General features: G+C 71.4%; 12 protein-coding genes. 5 read left to right on the forward strand and 7 right to left on the reverse strand.

The features are described from left to right. Positions 1–685: 685 nt before the first annotated feature. Positions 686–2,344 carry a lysophospholipid acyltransferase family protein gene (locus VZQ01_RS42445; RefSeq protein ID WP_408890520.1) on the forward strand — a complete coding sequence of 553 codons (1,659 nt, stop codon included), beginning with the start codon at positions 686–688 and terminating at the stop codon, positions 2,342–2,344. A gap of 45 nt (positions 2,345–2,389) precedes the next feature. On the opposite strand, the gene VZQ01_RS42450 is transcribed toward VZQ01_RS42445, so the two are convergent. Together VZQ01_RS42450 and VZQ01_RS42455 are read right to left on the reverse strand one after the other, a co-directional pair. Further along, complete coding sequence (locus VZQ01_RS42450; RefSeq protein ID WP_046717966.1) at positions 2,390–3,265, reverse strand: GGDEF domain-containing protein; 876 nt, start codon at positions 3,263–3,265, stop codon at positions 2,390–2,392. 96 nt (positions 3,266–3,361) lie between these two features. Further along, a complete protein-coding gene (locus VZQ01_RS42455; protein ID WP_426746501.1) occupies positions 3,362–5,980 on the reverse strand; it encodes a carboxypeptidase regulatory-like domain-containing protein in 2,619 nt (872 codons plus the stop codon). 179 nt (positions 5,981–6,159) lie between these two features. Between VZQ01_RS42455 and VZQ01_RS42460 the strand changes: the two genes are divergently transcribed. After that, positions 6,160–6,459: a DciA family protein gene (locus tag VZQ01_RS42460; protein ID WP_426746503.1), complete on the forward strand. Its 300-nt coding sequence runs from the start codon at positions 6,160–6,162 to the stop codon at positions 6,457–6,459. Continuing rightward, positions 6,456–8,039 (forward strand): CAP domain-containing protein, encoded by a 1,584-nt coding sequence (locus VZQ01_RS42465; protein WP_223749912.1) that lies wholly within the window; start codon positions 6,456–6,458, stop codon positions 8,037–8,039. Before VZQ01_RS42460 ends, VZQ01_RS42465 begins: the two co-directional genes overlap by 4 nt. An 81-nt stretch (positions 8,040–8,120) precedes the next feature. On the opposite strand, the gene VZQ01_RS42470 is transcribed toward VZQ01_RS42465, so the two are convergent. Further along, on the reverse strand, positions 8,121–8,354 hold the full coding sequence (locus tag VZQ01_RS42470) for a hypothetical protein (RefSeq protein ID WP_046713590.1): 234 nt from the start codon (positions 8,352–8,354) through the stop codon (positions 8,121–8,123). Between the two features lie 352 nt (positions 8,355–8,706). On the opposite strand from VZQ01_RS42470, the gene VZQ01_RS42475 reads away from it, so the two are divergent. After that, positions 8,707–10,845: a lytic transglycosylase domain-containing protein gene (locus VZQ01_RS42475; RefSeq protein ID WP_426746504.1), complete on the forward strand. Its 2,139-nt coding sequence runs from the start codon at positions 8,707–8,709 to the stop codon at positions 10,843–10,845. Between the two features lie 40 nt (positions 10,846–10,885). Here the strand turns inward: VZQ01_RS42475 and cmk are convergent, their stop codons facing one another. The 3 genes from cmk to VZQ01_RS42490 are packed head-to-tail and all read right to left on the reverse strand — an operon-like array spanning position 10,886 to position 13,685. Then, complete coding sequence (gene cmk / locus VZQ01_RS42480; RefSeq protein ID WP_223784443.1) at positions 10,886–11,581, reverse strand: (d)CMP kinase; 696 nt, start codon at positions 11,579–11,581, stop codon at positions 10,886–10,888. Next, positions 11,578–12,669 (reverse strand): histidinol-phosphate transaminase, encoded by a 1,092-nt coding sequence (gene hisC, locus VZQ01_RS42485; RefSeq protein WP_223749914.1) that lies wholly within the window; start codon positions 12,667–12,669, stop codon positions 11,578–11,580. The genes cmk and hisC overlap by 4 nt, the downstream gene beginning before the upstream one ends. 47 nt (positions 12,670–12,716) lie before the next feature. Further along, a complete protein-coding gene (locus VZQ01_RS42490) occupies positions 12,717–13,685 on the reverse strand; it encodes an acetyl-CoA carboxylase carboxyltransferase subunit alpha (RefSeq protein ID WP_141323911.1) in 969 nt (322 codons plus the stop codon). 100 nt (positions 13,686–13,785) lie between these two features. Between VZQ01_RS42490 and VZQ01_RS42495 the strand changes: the two genes are divergently transcribed. Further along, on the forward strand, positions 13,786–14,472 hold the full coding sequence (locus VZQ01_RS42495) for a tetratricopeptide repeat protein (RefSeq protein ID WP_370640405.1): 687 nt from the start codon (positions 13,786–13,788) through the stop codon (positions 14,470–14,472). 27 nt (positions 14,473–14,499) lie between these two features. Here the strand turns inward: VZQ01_RS42495 and VZQ01_RS42500 are convergent, their stop codons facing one another. Further along, a complete protein-coding gene (locus VZQ01_RS42500; RefSeq protein WP_426746505.1) occupies positions 14,500–16,467 on the reverse strand; it encodes an ArsA family ATPase in 1,968 nt (655 codons plus the stop codon). Between the last annotated feature and the right edge of the window lie 143 nt (positions 16,468–16,610).

The raw sequence follows: 16,610 nt of genomic DNA on the forward strand, positions 1-16,610 counted from the left end.
CGAGCGCGAGGGCACGGCGACGCAGAAGGCCCACTCGAAGAACGGGGCCGAGGCGAAGAAGCAGCCCGCTCGTGGAAAGCCCGCATCCGGGAAGGCGAAGTCCCGTGGTCCCGAGGCCCGGGGCTCGGAGCAGAACGGGCGCGTCCAGCCGAAGGACGCGAAGAAGTCCGCGCCTTCTTCCGCGCGCGACGCCGACAACCGGAACAGCACGGCCGCGCGGAGTGCGGCTCGGAACAACAAGGGCGCGAAAGGTGAGTCGAATGGAGAGCAGCGCCCCGCCAACACGAGGCCTGCCTCGACGTCGCGAAACAACAAGGCCGCGCGCGGCGCCCCGGCCGGGGGGAAGCCGCCGTCCACCTCCACGCAGGGCTCGCCTTCACGAGGCTCCGCTGGCGAAAGGGATGGCCTGAAGCGGCCCCTCACCACCACAGCACGTGGCACGCCCTCTGAAACCAACAAGGGCGACTCCGATACGAGCGAGCGCGCGCTCCACGCGGGCGCCACAACGGGTGCGAGCAGGCCCCGTGGAGAAGCCACCACCGCTGCGGGCGACTCCCGTGGAACATCGACGCCTCCGCTCGACCCATCTCACGCGGCCAGCGCTCAGGCTCCGGTCGCCGCCAGCCACTCCTCGCGTGGTACCGGCACGTCCGCCAGCAGCCCGCTCGCCGCGACGGAGAACGAAGTGGAGCCGCTGCGCGAGCCCGCGGCGCCGGTGACTCCGCGAGCAGCCCCACCGTCTCGGCCCCCCGCGGTGCTCGAGGAGCGCGCCGCGGAGCGGACGCCCCAGCAGCGCAACGTGGACCACGCGCTCGCGGAGGCCCTGGCCGCCGAGGTGGCCGAGGTCACCGCGAAGCACGCCGTGGACGAAGCCATGGACCGACGCGCCGGCCGCGAGGAGGCCACGGACCGGCTGCTCGCCACGGAGATGGCCACCGGACTGGCGGAGGCCGCAGTGGAGGAGGTCCTCGACCACAGCCCCGTCACTCGCAAGCCGGAGCACGAGCGCGAGCTCGCCGCCACCGTCGCCGCGCAGGTCGCCGAGAGCGCCGCCGAGCTCGCCGTCGCCGAGGTGATGGTCCACCGCTCCGCCGAGCCGCCCTTCACCGACTCCTTCGAGGAGCGCGCCACGGTGGGCTTCCTCGACGAGCTGGCCGAGGACGAAGAGGTCTCCACGCTGGAGCTGCGCGAGGACCTGGCCATGGCCGGCGCCGTGCTGGAGCTCGAGGACCTCGACGAGACCCCCGAGGAGGTCGAGGACGGCTGGGAGCGGACCATCTCCAGGCCCGCGGTGGACAGCACCTTCCAGGCGCCCGAGGTGGAAATGCCAGACACGACGCGCGACGAGTTCCCCCCGGGTCGCCGAGGCCCGCTGTCCCTGGTGCCCCCCTCGCGAGACGACGCCTTTCACGGCGCCTCCTCCGAGCCCGCTCACGACGCCGGGTCCCCCCGTCCCCTCGCCCAGCGCGCCAGCGGCATGTTCGCCCTGGCCCGGGAGATCGCCGGACAGGCGCTGGCCAGCGAGGGACTGGGACGCGCGTGGGGCGCGATGAACGGCATGCTGGACGCGGTGCGCGCGGGCCTGGGAACGGGCGGCGGCGCGCACCTGGACGAGTACGGCAAGGACCCGTCCCTCGTCGAACGGCTGGAGCCGGTGCTCGAGTTCCTCTACGGCCAGTACTGGCGGGTCTCCGCGCAGGGGACGGACCACATCCCCGGCGGCGCCGTCATCCTGGTGGCGAACCACTCGGGTGCCCTGCCCTACGACGGCCTCGTGATGTCGCTCACGCTCGGTCGTGAGCGGCCGGACCTGCGCGAGTCACGCTGGCTCGTGGAGGACCAGGTCTTCCACGCGCCCATGCTGGGCACGCTCTTCAACCGCCTGGGCGCGGTGCGCGCGTGCCCGGAGAACGCGCTGCGGCTGCTCGACGAGCAGCGCCCCCTCGTCGTCTTCCCCGAGGGCTACCAGGGCCTCAGCAAGCCCTTCGGTGAGCGCTATCGCCTCAAGCGCTTCGGGCGCGGCGGCTTCGTGAAGCTCGCGCTGCGCACGGGCGCGCCCATCGTCCCGGTGGCCATCGTCGGCGCGGAGGAGACATCGCCGATGCTCGGCCGCATCCCCGCGAGCTTCCTCGGCCTGCCCTACCTGCCGCTGATGCCAGGTCCCCTGCCCCTGCCCGCCAAGTGGAGCATCCGCTTCGGCGAGCCCATCGCCATGGACGGGCTGCCCCCCGAGGCCGCGGACGATCTGGGCGAGGTGGGACGACTCACCGAGCGCACCCGCGAGGCCATCCAGGGCATGCTCCACTCCCTGCTGCGCGAGCGGCGCTCCGTCTTCGCGGGCTGAAGCGGGGGACCCCACCGGTTCGCGCGAATCCTCCGCGCGGAGCCCTCAGCCGACGACGCGGTTGCGGCCCGTCGTCTTCGCCTCGAAGAGCTTCTCGTCCGCCGCGCGCACCAGGTCTCCGGGCTCGCGGTGGCGAGGCTCCAGCACCGCCACGCCCAGGGAGATGGTGACGGGGATGGCCTGACGGTCGAACTCGAAGCGCTGCTTCTCCACCAGCCGGCGCACCTTCTCGGCGAGCTGACGCGCGCCCGTCAGAGCGACCTCGGGCAACAGGACGGCGAACTCCTCACCGCCGTAGCGGGCGAAGACGTCCTCGCGGCGGATGCGCGTGCGCACCGTGGACGCCAGCTGCTTGAGCACCGAGTCCCCCGCGAGGTGGCCGAACTTGTCGTTCACCTTCTTGAAGTGGTCGATGTCGATCAACACCAGCGACAGCCCGCGCTCGTACCGGCGGCTGCGGGACAGCTCCCGGTCCAGCTGCTCGTCGAAATAGCGCCGGTTGTAGATCTGCGTCAGGCCGTCCATCGTGGTCAGCCGGTAGATCTCATCGTGGTACGCCGCCTCGATGTTGCCGCCGGCGATGTACTTGAAGATGGTGCGGCCGATCTTCACCAGGTCGCCGTTGCGCAGCTCGCGAACCCCCTCCACCAGCTCGTCGTTGATGAACGTGCCGTTGGTGGAGCCCGCGTCGCGGATCCGCACGCCCTCCCGGGTATTGGAGATGGCCGCGTGGTTGCGACTCACCGACTCCTGGTCGATCTGGATGTCCGACTTCGACGAGCGACCAATCAGGGTCTCCTCGCGCGTCAAATCGTGCTTCCGACCCAGGTCCAGTCCGTAGATCACGACCAGCGCCGCGTCGAGGTTGACCGGCCGGTCGGAGATCTTGGAGATGACCGTGACGACCGTCTCGTTCTGCACCACTCCTCCAGCAAACGACCCTCGGGACGCTACCACCCTGCAAAACAAGAAAGCGAGTCAGAGCACGCGACTCCGGGTAGGGAATCCGCGCCTGACCTAGGGAATATCCACGCCTCGCAGGGCCGAGACCGCGGGCCGGAGCAGGCGACCTTCGGGGTCCTCCAGTGACGCGATGAGTGACACCCCCAGGCCGGAGCAGCTCGCCGGCAGCCGGAGCTCCACCTCGCCCGAGGTGGGAGATGAGGCCGTGTCACTCACGAGGACCTCCTCGCACCCCTTGGCGCCGCCCCTTACCACGATGCGCACGCGGCCGTCCGCCTCCGCGCTGGTCCCCAGGCGGAAACCGGTGACCCGCACCCGCACGGCGCTCCCCCGGGTGAGCCGCTGTCCCTCCAGCTCCGGATAGAGCCAGGCCACCTCGGGACGTCCCACGTCCAGGGACGACGCGGCCTGGGTCAGGTCCCCCACATGGTCGAGCCCGGGCCCATCGGCCGCGGCCAGTCGCGAGGGCCCCAGCTCATCCCGCGAGTCCCGCCCCGTCACCTGCAACACCTCCGTGCGCAAGAGCGAGCGCGAGCCCTGGTGGTCCCCGAAGAAGGTCCGGTCCTCGATGCCCATGGGCGCCCGGGGAACCCGGACCCCGTCCTCCAGGTCATCGGGAGAGACGAGCACCGTCCACCTGCGCCCGAGGCGGTTGGTGAAGACGACGCGGATCAACGTCGCGGGCCCGTCCACCTCGCCGCGCAGCTCACGCGGCCCCAGCCCCCGGGCCTCCGCCGCGCCATCGAAGTTGTAGCGGACGTCCTCGGGGATGGGCAGGAAGCCCGACCAGGTCTGCACCGGGTGCTCCCCCAACGGGTCGAACAGCGGCCCCGCCAGGTCCGCCACCACCAGGCTCGTCGCCACGCCGGCCGAGGCATCATCCCGCGCCGCCCGGGACGAGGCGCCCATGAGCAGGCGGTAGGGCTGCCCCTCCAGCCCGTGGTGCGCGGGGGCCATGCGCACGAACATCACGCCGGGCTGTCCCAGCCGCGAGTCCGCGTCCGTGTTCGGATCCGCCGGCGCGACATTGGCGGCGGCGCCCAGGCCCAGCGGCACGAGCCCTCGACCCGGCGCGGCCACGGTGCTCAGCACATAGGCCCGGTCCAGATACGCACCCCGGTAGCGAGGCAGCGCCGGGACGCGCACGGCGAACGGGAACGCCAGCCGCACGCCCTCGAAGTCGAGCGACACCCCCTCCGGATATGTCACCGCGTCCGGTCGGGGCCCGCCCTCGACGAGGCCCGGCGTGGGGACCAGGCGGAAGGACGCGTCGCGCACCACCGACGAGTGGAAGTCGGGCGACAGCACCAGCAGCCGACCCAGCATCAGCAGCGGATCCATGCCCAGGTCGAACGCGTTGAGGGGCAGCTCCGCCACCGGCAGGCCTCCCGTCACGGCCCACGCCGAGCGCGTGCCGCACGTGCCCATCGCGATGGACAGCTCCGGCTCCAACACGCCCGACAGCGACAAGTCACACACCCCCGCCACGCCCGGCGCGGACACCCGCGGCGCGACCCCTCCTTCCACCCACAACGCCGTGCCCGACGGCAGCGACAGCCTGCGCGTGCCGCCCGCCTCCACCTCCACCTCGCGATCGAACCCCAGCAACGTCTCCGTCGAGACCTCGGAGAAGAGTCCCGGCACCGACAGGCCCGTCAATCCCAGCCGCAGCCGCGACCGCGTCGTCAACGGAGGCGGCGTGACGACGCGCGGCTCGACGAAGTCGACCTGGAGTCCACCCGAGAGGTCCAACGGATTGCGCCGCAGCGCGAGTCGCAGGTCGCGCCCCTCCTCGACCTCATGGCGGGCCAGGGTGAGGTAGCCGAAGTCCGGGTGGAAGGCCGTCACGCCCACCGTCCCCGACGCGGGCACCCAGGTGGCGCCGTCCAGCCCCGTCAGCGCCGTATCGAGCACCTCGCCCTTCTCGTTGGAGATGGCGATGGTGGTGAGCGGCAGGGAGCGTCCCGTCAGCTCATCCACCACCAGCACGCGGAGCCCGCCGTCGGGGACCTCGGGGCTCAGCACGGTGACATTCGCGGAGCAGACCGCCGAGCCGACGCGGACGGTGACGGCCTCGCGATCCACACCGGGTTCGCCCAGCACGAGCGCGACCCGGGGCCCGGAGCCGCCCCCCTTCACCCTCGGCGCGCGCGCCTCCCACGCGATTCCGTCAAGGGGGACCACGGGCCTGCCCGCGGCGTCACGCACCCACACGTTGAAGACGACGGAGGTGCCTGGGCGCCCGATGACGACGTCCGGCGTCACCTGACACGAGGCCGCGAGCACGGGCGCTGGCGGCGCCACGCAGGCGCCATCGCGACAGACCTCGTCCACCTCGCAGTCCGCGTCCGCCGCGCACAGCGCCGCCATGCACCGGTTCATGTCGCACTCGCACCCCATTGGAGCGTCGCACATGGGCAGCGCGTACTCCTGACGCCGGGCCGAGCCACAGTCCGCGCGCGTGCGACACGCGGGCTCACAGCGGGACTGCGCGGTGTTGCAGAAGAAGAGCGCGGGGTCCGGGCAGTCCTGGTCCACCGCGCACGCCGTCGGCTTGGGCTTGGGCTCCGCGGGGATGCCAGGGGTCGAGTCGAACGCGTCACCACAGCCCGCCAGCATCCCCAGCACACACACGAGGGCCGACAGCAGGTAGGGACGAAGCGAGCGACTCATGCGATGCGGCTCCCGGGGGGCGGAACACCCTCGACCTTACAGGGACGACGACCGACGCGCGACGTCGTGGAGGCTCGACTTGCCTCCACTGGACATCGTCGGACCCGGCCGCCCGCTCGCCCTTCCACCACGCAATGGAAGGTTGGCTTTCAGGGTCTCACGAATCATCATCGCGCGCGATGGCCCGCGGCGAGCCGAAGTCACTTGAAAGCCTTCTCCCCCGAGTCCTGGGTCGCCTCGCCGGTGAGTCCGGGCGCGGACATCCCCTGGCGCCGGTGTGGGCCTCGGTGGTGGGTGCGCACATTGCCCGCCATGCGACCCCACGTGCCCTCGAGGGTGGCACCCTGCTCGTGTCGGTGACGAGCCCCGAGTGGGCGCGCACGCTGGAGCCCGAGGCCGCGTCGCTCTGCGCCCGCTTGAACGAGCGGCTGGGCGCGGACACGGTGAGGGCGCTCGCCTTCCGTTGGGAGGGGCGATGATCGCCGCGCTCGCCCTCTCCCTGTTGCTCACCGCCGCGCCCGCGCCACGTGGCCCGGCCGCGCCGCCCGCACAACAACAGGCGCCCCCGCCCAAGCCGAAGGTGCCGCTGACACCCACCGAGGCCATGGAGCAGCAAGCCGCGCAGCACGTGGTGCGCGAGTTCGAGCGCGTGGGCCGCCGCGCCCCCGCCGAGGACGCCTCGCTCGTCGAAGCGGCCCGACGGCTGGCGCGCGAGGCGCTCAGCGGGGCCTTCACCGGCGCGCCGGACCTCTTCACGCTCACCGAGGCCATCAGCGACGCGGGCGCCGCGGACCCCGCGCCCCGGGCGCTCGTCATCCGAGCGTGGGCCCACCAGCACGCGCTCGAGTCCCTGCGCGCCCGGCCGGACCTGAACACGGAGCGGGCCACCCACTTCGGCGTGGGCGTCGCGTTCGTCGACAAGCGCGCCGCGCTGGTGACGCTGCTGTCGGACCGCAAGGCGGAGCTGCGCCCCTTCCCGCGCGTCATGCCCGGTGAGCGCGCGGTCCAGACGCTCTGCGGACGGCTGGGCCCCTCGCTGAGCCAGCCGGAGATCTACGTCACCCGTCCCGATGGCGAGGTCATCATCGTCCCGCTCACGCGGCGAGGCACCCAGGGCTCCGACTTCTGCTCGCGCCTGGACTTCCTCACCCCCGGCACCTACACGGTGGAGGTGGTGGCGCGAGGCGAAGCGGGACCGGAGGTCACCTCGCTGTTCCTCACGCAGATTGGCGAGGTGCGCCGACGCGGCCTGCGCGAGAGCAACGTGGAGCCCACCACCGTGGAGACCGCGCGCGTGGCGCTCCATGAGCGCATCAACGCCCTGCGCCGCGCGCATGGCCTGGTGGAGCTGACGCCGGACCCGCTGCTCGAGCGCGTGGCCCAGGCGTACAGCCAGCGCATGTCCGCCGAGGGCTTCTTCGCGCACGTGGCCCCGGATGGCAGCACCCTCACCCGTCGACTCCCGCCAGGGACCCGCTACGTGCGGGCGGGTGAGAACCTGGGTCAGGCCGCCGGGCCGCTCGCGGCGCACTTCGGCATCGAGCACAGCCCCGGCCACCGCCGCAACCTGCTGGACCCGGGCTTCCGGTTCATGGGCGTGGGCGTCACCTTCCAGAAGGTCGGCGGACGCAACGAGGCCATCGTCACCGAGGTCTTCACCGCCGCGTCTCCCGCGTCCGCGGACCCGGAGAATCCCAGGCAGGACGCCTACGACGCGCTGGCCCGCCACCGCACGGCGAAGAAGCTGCCGCCCATGGCGCGCAGCGAGGTGCTGGAGTCGCTCGCGCAGGCGCACGCCCGGCACGCGCTGGAGATGGACCAACCGGCCGCGCAGCCGGGCGAGGCCCCGCTGCACGAGCGCGTGTTCCAGGTGCTGCCCGACGCGGGCACGGCGTCGGTGGACTTCTTCGTGGTGTCGGACCCGGCCTCGCTCCCCGAGTCCCGCAGCGTCGCCGAGGCCACCAACAACCGGGTGGGCGTCGGGGTGGTGCGCGGGGATTCGAAGCGCTTCGGCGCGAAGCAATACTGGGTCGCCGTCATCTACGCCGCCGTGCAGTGACGACGGGCGGAACCTCCGTGTGGGGCGCCCCTCTCCATAACGGGGCATCCCCTCACACGGTGAAGCGACTCCGGTGCGGCATCAGACGGGGCGACGCTGGGTGGCGTACGCCTCGAGCCCCATCTGCGGGGGCGCGACGTGCTGGTACATCGGGCACTTCATGCAGGTGAAGGACTGCCACCCACGACGCACCGCCTCATCCAGGCAGTTGTCGTACTGATGGCAATTCAGATTGCGATGCGTCTCGACGCCGGCACGCTTCGGCCCGGCCTCGGGATTGATGGTTTGCGGCAGATCGGCTGGACACGGCTTCATGGAGCCCTCCCTCTGTGCTGTTTCCCCCCCGAGCGCTGTGAACGAGCAGTGTTACCGGACGACAGGTCCCGCCAGGCTTCGACGGACCGGGGTAGCGCGCAACGGCCGCGCAACGTAGTGATGCACCCCGGGTGACGCAATGGGTCCACTCGGCGGACCCAAGAGCACGTAATCGCCTGAACGCTTTCAGCGAATGCTGCGGATGAAGAACAGTTCGGACCGGCCCGATGGCGCGCGGATTTAGGACTTGTCGGGCCGGCTGTCAAACCACCCCCCTGGTGTGAGAGGGGAATGCCTGACGGATGCATCTCGTTGGCTGGTCGCAAAGCCGCGTCGTGAAAGGAAGAACCACATGAGCTGGATGGGGATGGTCGCGGGGTGTGCACTGGGGGTTTCCCTCGGACAATCCCCGACAACCCTGGAGGCCGTACGGCTTCACCAGGCGGACGCGACCTCCCTGGCCGAGCGGGAGTGGACCGAGTGCGCGGCGAAGCGCTGCGCGGATGCGGGACGGCTGGGCCTCCTGGCGGGCACGCTGGCCCTCTCCGAGGGACGCGCGGCCGAGGCCCGGGACATGCTGGCGGCCAACCCCGCCCCCGCCCTGCTGGAGCCCTACCGCGCCTTCTACCTGGGCCAGGCCCGCTTCTACGCCGGGGACGCACCGGGCGCCGCGCTCGACTTCGCGCGCGTGCTGGAGTTCCCGGGGGCGCCGCTGGACCTGGTGACCCGCGCGCGGGCCCGGCTGGGGGAAGCCCTGCTCAAGGCGGGCAAGGCGAAGCAGGCGGTGGGGGTGCTCGAGTCGGCGGTGAAGGCCACGCCCACGCCGGAGCTGCTGTTCCAGCGGGCGCAGGCGCGGGGCGAGTCGGGCAACCGCGCGGGCCAGCAGGCGGACCTGCTGGAGGTCGCGCTGCGCTTTCCCACACACCCGTATGCCGATGACGCGTTGAAGGCGCTCTCCGAGCGTCGCCCGGCGGTGCGCCTGGGTTTCGCCGAGCGCTCGCGACGGGCCGAGGGCTTCCTGTCCGGAGGTGCCTCGCAGCGGGCGCTGGCGGAGCTGGACGCGCTCGCGGGTGAGAAGCTCAGCAAGGAACAGTCGGCGAAGGTGTCGCTCCTGAGGGCCAAGGGTCTGTTCGCGCAGAAGCGGGATGTGGAGGCGCACAAGGCGCTGGCGCTGGCGCGCAAGGGCTCTGCGGAGACGGCCGCGGAGGCGGAGCTGGTCGTCGCGCGGCGGGCCCTGCGGGCGGATGACAACGACAGGGCCCGGGAGCTGATGGCGGGCCTGGCCAAGAAGTACGCGGCGCAGTCGGCGGGTGAGGAAGGCGCCTTCTTCGCGGGCTGGTTGGATCTACAGGCGGGCCGCTTCGAGGAGGCCGCGAAGTCCTTCACCTCGCACGCGGACCGCTACACGCGCTCGCGCCGTCGGGACGAGGGCATGTGGTTCCGCGCGCTCGCGTATCTGCGGCTCGCGGACTACGCCAAGGCGCGCGAGGCGCTGGACGCGCTGGTGACGGCCTATCCCCGAGGAAGCCTCGCGCCCCAGGCCCGCTACTGGATGGCGCGCAGTCAGGAACTGGGCGGCGCCACGGCGGACGTGGTGGGGCCGGAGTACGAGCGGCTCATCGCCTCGTCTCCGGCGTCGTTCTACGCGCTGCTCGCCTCGGAGCGGCTCCAGGAGTTGGGACGGCCGGCTCCGGCGCGCTTCCCCAAGCCGCCCCTGGCGCTGGAGCTGCCACGGCCTCCCGAGCTGGCGCTCGCGGTGGAGCTGACGCGCGCGGGGCTCTTCCGGGACGCGACGGACGAGGTGGAGACCCACGTGGCGAGGCTGCGCTCGGCGGACCAGGCGCTGCCGTTCGCGCACGCGCTCTTGAGCCTGGGCGAGTTCGGCCACGCGCACACCGTGGCGGCGCGACACCTGTGGGGCCGGGCCTTCGGCTCGCGCGAGCCGGACGCGCTGGCGGCATTCTACCCCCGCGCGTTCTCCAACGCCGTGGAGCAGGCAGCGACCGCGCACAAGGTCGACCCGTTCCTCGTCTGGGCCATCATGCGCCGCGAGAGCGCGTTCAAGCCCGAGGTGATGAGCGCGGCGGACGCGCGCGGGCTGATGCAGATCATTCCGAAGACGGCGACGGAGATCGCGCAGAAGCTCGCCGAGCCGGCTCCCGCGCCGGCGGACCTCTTCTCGCCCGAGCGCAACATCCGCTACGGGGCCTGGTATCTGTCACGGCTGATGGAGCGCTTCGCGCATCCGGTGCTCGCGGCCGCCGCCTACAACGCGGGCCCCACCGCCGCGGCGAAGTGGGCCCAGGAGCGCGGTGACCTGCCGTTGGACCTCTTCGTGGAGTCCATCCCGTTCCGCGAGACGCGCGGCTACGTGAAGCAGGTGGTGGCGGACCTGTTCCTCTACCACGGCTTCTACGGCGCCCAGGGAACCCAGCAGCCCCGGCTGTCGCTCGTGGTGCCCGCCCCCTCGAAGGAGGGCGTCACCTTCTAGAAGTCGAGCGGCGGCGGGCCCGTCGCTCCGGGCCCGTCCCCTACCCTCGCGCGGCCATGCGGCGGAGGATCTCCGCCTCCATGTTGTGGACGACCTCCGACAGCGGGAGGCTGCTGGAGTCCACGCGGACGGCGTCATCCGCGGCCTTCAGCGGGGCCACCGCGCGCGCGGAGTCGTCCTTGTCGCGCTTGGTCTGGTCCGCGAGCACGTCGCCCAGGCTGCTCTCCACGCCCTTCTGGAACAGCTCCTCGAAGCGACGACGCGCGCGCACCTCGGGGCTGGCCTCCAGGAAGAACTTGGCGTCCGCGTCCGGGAACACCACCGTGCCGATGTCGCGCCCCTCCAGGATGGAGCCCTTGCTCGACTCGAGCGCGAGCCGCCGCTGCAGTTGAAGCAGCCCCGCGCGCACCACCGGGCGGCCCGACACCTGCGAGGCGGCCATGGAGATCTCCGGCGAGCGGATCTCCCCGGACACGTCCTCGTCGCCGAGGAACACGCGGTTCTCCTCACCCACCACCTGGAAGTGGATGTGCACGCGGCCGAGCAGTTCGCCCAGGCGGGCGTCGTCGTCGTAGGCGATGCGCTCACGCCGCGCGAGCAGCGCCACGCAGCGATAGATGGCGCCCGTGTCCACCAGGCTGAACCCGAGCCGGCGCGCCAGCAGCTTGGACACCGTGGACTTGCCCGCGCCCGCGGGACCGTCGATGGCGACGATGAAGCAGCGAGCGCCCGTCACGCGAGCACCTCCTTCAGCGCGCGCACACAGCGCTCGTTCTCCGACGCGGTGCCCACCGAGATGCGCAGGCAGGTCGGGAAGCCGCCGCCCGCGAACGGCCGGACGATGACCCCCTTGCGCAACAGCAGCTCATACAGCTCCGTGGACGAGCGGCGGAAGTCGGCGAACACGAAGTTGGCGTGGCTCTTCGTGAGCGTGATTCCCAGCCTGGGCAGCTCCGCCTCGAAGTAGCGCAACCCTTCCCGGTTGTTCTCGCGCGTGCGCTTCACGTGCTCGGTGTCCTCGAGCGCCGCGAGCCCCGCCGCCTGCGCCACCACCGTGAGGTTGAAGGGCATGCGCGTGCGCTGCACGTACGTCGCCAGCTTCGCGTCCATCACCCCGTAGCCCAGCCGGATGCCGGCGAGCCCGTGGATCTTGCTGAACGTGCGCAGCGCGACCAGGTTCGGGTGGCGCCGGAACAGCTCCACCCCGCTGACGTACTCGGGCCAGTCGACGAACTCGAAGTAGGCCTCGTCGTAGACCACCAGCACCTCGGACGGCACCGCCGCCAGGAACTTCTCCAGCGCCTCGCGGCCGAACGCCGTGCCCGTGGGGTTGTCCGGGTTGGCCAGGAAGATGAGCCGCGTGCGCGGCGTCACCGCGCGCGCCATGGCCTCCAAGTCGTACTGGTAGCCCTCGCGCATCGGCACCTCCACGAAGGGCCGCCCGTGGGCCTGCGCGGAGATGCGGTACGCGGCGAACGAGTTCTTGCACAGGAGGATCTCATCCTCCGGCGTGGTGAAGGTGCGGATGAGCAGCTCGATGAGCTCGTTGGAGCCGCTGCCCAGCACCACTTCCTGAGGCTGCACGCCCAGGGACGCGGCCAGCCGGCGCACCAGGTGGAACGACGTGGCATCCGGATACAGGTGCACCTGGGCGGACGCGTGCCGCATCGCCTCGAGCGCCCGCGGGGAGGGCCCCAGCGGGTTCTCGTTGGAGGCCAGCTTGATGACGCCGGAGAGCCCGAACTCGCGCTCGGTCTCCTCGATGGGCTTGCCCGGGACGTACGGCTTGAGCGTCTCGACGTAGGAAGGAACGAGAGGTCGCATGGGAGACGGGGCCCTGGAAGTGGTGGCTCGAATGAGCGGTGGCTGGCTCAGCGCCCGGAGAACACACCGAGCGCGCGGAACTTCGCGTAGCGGTCCTTGACCAGGCCGTCGGGCGTCAGCTCGGCCAGCTGGGTCAGGTGCTTGCGCAGCGTCTTGCCCAAGGCCTCCGCCATCTTCGCCGGATCGCGGTGGGCGCCACCCGCGGGCTCCTGCACGACCTCGTCGACGATCTTCATCTGGAGCAGGTCGCTCGCCGTCAGCTTCATCGCGTCCGCCGCCTTGTCCGCCTTGCTGGCGTCGCGGAAGAGGATGGAGGCGCAGCCCTCCGGCGAGATGACCGAGTAGACGCTGTTCTGGAGCATCAGCACGCGGTTGCCCACGCCGACCGCCAGCGCACCACCCGAGCCGCCCTCACCCACCACCGTGGAGATGATGGGCACGCGCAGCCGGCTCATCACCTCCAGGTTGACGGCGATGGCCTCGGCCTGTCCGCGCTCCTCCGCGCCGATGCCCGGGTACGCGCCCGGCGTGTCCACGAAGGTGAGGATGGGCTTCTCGAAGCGCTCCGCCAGCTCCATCAGCCGGCGCGCCTTGCGGTAGCCCTCCGGGCGCGGCATGCCGAAGTTGCGCGCCATGTTCTCCTTGGTGTTGCGGCCCTTCTGGTGCCCCATCACCATCACCGGCTTGCCGTCGAAGCGCGCGAAACCGCCGACGATGGACGGGTCCTCGCCGAAGTGCCGGTCTCCGCACAGCTCCACGAAGTCCGTGAAGAGGAAGCGGACGTAATCCAGGAAGTAGGGCCGCGCGGGGTGGCGGGACATCTGCACCACCTGCCACCGCGTCAGGTCGCTGAAGATCTCCGTCTGGAGCTTCTTCGCCTTCTTCTCGAGCTTCGAAATCTCCGAGGTGAAGTCCGCGGATCCACCCGTGGACAACGCCTTGAGCTCATCGATCTTCTTCTCCAGTTCGATGAGCGGGCGCTCGAAGTCGAGCGCGTAACTGATGCCGGTTGCCATGGCGCGGAACTAGCACCAGGGTATGGCACCTTTCAACGCGCAAGCACTTACGCACCGCACCGTGTCACGGTGCCGGACACCCCACGCCCCTCCGGACGCCATGCTTCATGCCCTGCCGCTGCTCGTCCTCGCGCTGAGCGCCGCCCCCGTCCCGGCCCCCGCAAGGGCCCTCAACACCGAGGGCTTCCGCCTGTACCAGGCCGGCCGCTATCCAGAGGCCCTGGAGAAGTTCCAGGCCGCCGTCCGAGCGGCCCCGGACTACGCCCTGCCCCGCTACAACACCGCCGCCACCCTGGGCGTGCTCCGCAAGCAGGGCCAGGTCTGCGAGTACGGTGCCCACCGGGACGTCATCGTCGAGCACCTCACCCAGGCCGTGAAGCGGGACGCCCGCCGGCTGACGCGCGCCCGCCAGGACGCGGACTTCGACGGCATCCGGGACACCCTCGGCTGGCAGCGCCTGCAGGGCCGCGTCCCGGAGAAGGAGGCCGACGTCCCCTTCCTTCTGCGCAACGTGAGCTGGTACGGCCCGGGCGTGGGTGTCCACGGCACCACCCGGGGCCTGCGCTTCCGCACCCAGGGCCGCGTGACGCTCTGGAATCGCGACGTGGACGCGGAGGGAAAGCCCCACCGCTCGGAGCTCTCCGGCACGTACTCCGTGAAGGGGCGCCAGGTGGAGCTGAGGCTGCGCGGAGAGGCGCCCGTGACGGGCACGCTGACCGAGACCGGCGCGCTGACGTTCCCCCAGTGGGGAACCTTCACCGACGCGCCGTCCGAGTGTGACGCCTGAGGCCGCCAGAGCCGCCCCAGTGGGCCCTCAGGCGGCCTTGATCTTCGCGGCCGGCGGCGACAGCGCGTACCACGCCGTGCGGAACGCCTTCAGCTCGCGCAGGCCGGCCGGGTGACGACCGAGCGCCGGGGCCATGGTGACGGGCAGGCCCAGCTTCTTCTCGATGGCCTTCGCCGCGTTGAGCTCCAGCTTGCGGCGGTTCTCGCACTTCTCACACGTGGACTTGGGGCCCACGCGGTTGACGAGGATGCGCTCCACCGGGAGCTTCTTCTCCTTCAGGTACTCCACCACGCGCTCGGTGCGCGCCGCGGCCAGGTCCTCGCCGCGCGTCACCACCACGAAGCGCGCCTCCGACGGGGACGCCAGGGCCTCCTCGAAGCGCTTGGCGTGCTTGATCATCCCGGCGATGTCGTCCGCCAGCTCGCCCAGGCCCTTGGCGCGGTGCTTGTTGAGCACGGTGTGCAGCGCGCCCAGCCACGTCTTGGCCGTCTCCGCCAGCTCCACCACCCGCACCGAGTTCACCACCGGCGACGAGTCCACCACGATGCGCTTGAACCGCTCCTGCACCAGCGCGTCCGTCAGCACGCTCATCGCCGCCAGCTCGTCGATGCCCGGGGGCGCGCACTCCAGGAGATTGCGCAGGTACAGCAGATCCACCGGGACCTCGCTGCCCGCCTTGGGCGCGCCCTCGAAGGCCTTCTCCGCCTTCTCCTTGAGCCGCTTGCGCAGGGCGTTGAACCAGCCCGCCATGTCCAGCTCGCGCGCGTACAGGCCCTTGGTGCCCTTCACCTGCGTCTCGGTGTCCGTCAGCCGGCTCTGCAGCACGTCCGACAGCGAGTGCGCGGGGTCCGTGGAGATGAGGAGCACCGGCCCCTCCTTCTCCGTCAGCGTCACGGCGGCCGCGGCCGCGCAGGAGCTCTTGCCCACGCCGCCCTGGCCCACGAAGAAGATGAGCCGCGTGGGAGGCAGCGGCGGCGCGGCGATGGGCGGCATGGACGGCGCGCGCACCAGGGCCGGAGGGCCCTCCGCGGCGGCGAACTCCAGCGCCTTCGTCTCCTTGCCACCCGCCCACGCCTTGGCGAACAGACCCACGCCGTCCAGCCCGCGCGGCGCCACCTCGCGGCGACCCAGCAGGTGGACCGGCACCGTCTTGTCCAGCGCCTGGAACTTGCGCACGTGCGGCGCCTGCAGTCCCCGGCGGCCCTGACACGCGGGGCAACCCTCGCGGTCCTCCACCTGGTTGACGACGATCTCCGTCACCGGCAGCCCGCGCTCGCGCAGCTGCGTGAAGAGCATGCGCGTCTGCGCCTCGGGGACCGGCTCCGCCAGCGCCGTCAGGTGGAAGGCCGTGCGCGCGGGGTCCTTCAAGAGCGCCAGCAGCTTCTCCGCCTTCTGGCCCAGCGCCTCCAGGTAGCCCGGCTCCGCGGCCGCGGCCTCCTGCGCCTTCTTGCCCTTGCCCGTCGCCGCGGCCGGCTTCTCACCGGCGCGCACCAGGCCCAGGAACTTGCGCAGCCCCACCGGCAGATCGAACAGCCGCAGGGTGTGCGACGTGGGCGAGGCGTCCACGATGATCCGGTCGAAATCCTTGTCGTCGATCAGCGCCACGACATGGAAGAGCGCCACCAGTTCCTCCAGCCCGGGGATGGCCTGCTGGTACAGCGAGCCCAGCTCCTCCTCGGTGAAGTGCGTGCCCTTGACCGCGGCCTTCTTCAGCGCGGGCAGGTACTCCGCGAGGAAGGGCTTGAGCAGCGCGGCGGGCTCCAGCTCCAGGCCCCAGACGCCGCCCTCGCCCTTGCCGGCGACGAGCTTCGTCGGCTTCGCGCCGAGCTTCTTCTTGAGCAGATCCGACAGGGAGCGCACGGGGTCCAGCGAGACGAGCAACACCCGTTCCTTCGGGGCCTCCTCCGACAATCGCAACGCGTACGCCGCCGCGAGCGTGGTCTTGCCGACCCCGCCCTTGCCGCCGAAGAAGTGAAGAACTCGCGCGTCGCTCATTGCGTTGTGGCCTTCCTTGTGCCCCCCCGGCGGCACCCTGATGCACACTCCTGATTTGCCGAGTTGAAGGCTTCGGAGTCGCCCGGAGCGTCGACCTGTACGGCCGGGCCCTCCCTGTGGGTGGGAGGCGACCGCAGAATCCC

It is taken from the genome of Myxococcus faecalis (genome assembly GCF_050039385.1).
Lineage (GTDB): Bacteria > Myxococcota > Myxococcia > Myxococcales > Myxococcaceae > Myxococcus > Myxococcus fulvus.